Source organism: Psychromonas antarctica, from assembly GCF_022267535.1.
GTDB classification, from domain to species: Bacteria; Pseudomonadota; Gammaproteobacteria; order Enterobacterales; family Psychromonadaceae; genus Psychromonas; species Psychromonas antarctica.
The window spans coordinates 1-537 of record NZ_JAHNZV010000297.1 but is presented as its reverse complement, the minus strand read 5'-3'; the positions used below and the strand labels follow the sequence as shown (position 1 = coordinate 537).

Annotated in this window: 1 protein-coding gene; it reads left to right on the top strand. The window is 39.3% G+C overall.

Annotated features, from left to right (window positions below; all coding sequences use genetic code 11):
• Nucleotides 1-95: 95 nt before the first annotated feature.
• The coding region (locus tag KSO91_RS17550; RefSeq protein WP_238744301.1) for an IS5 family transposase at nucleotides 96-537 on the top strand (442 nt) is incomplete at its 3' end.

Genomic DNA, 537 nt, shown 5'->3' with positions numbered 1-537 from the left:
TAGGGGCTGTTGATCTTTGTTTGAATTTTGTGCAAAAAAGTGGAAGGTAATCTCGTATAATTCACTTCGCCAAAAACAAATACAACGAGATTACCATGCCCCGATTAATGCTCACTGATGAACTGTGGTCGAAGCTTAAAGCTATTTTGCTTGAAGATAGAGTTTATAACAAGTCCGAACATAGACAAACGATAGAAGGTATTCTCTATCGCTTACGAGTCGGTTGCCCTTGGCGTGATGTACCTGAATACTTTGGTTTATGGAATACGATTTACCGACGATTTCTCCTTTGGTCTAGGAAAGGTATATTGATGAGATTATTCAAGTCGTTATCTACTGATAGTGACACTGAATGGGAATTTATTGATGGTAGTTATGTCAAAGCTCATCAGCATGGTACAGGTGCTGCGTCAGAGCAACCACAGGCAATAGGGTTAAGTCGGGGAGGTAATACAAGTAAAATTCATTTAGCGGTAGATAGTTACGGTTTACCCATTGAGTTTATTATTACGGGTGGTGAAGTTCATGATAGTAAAG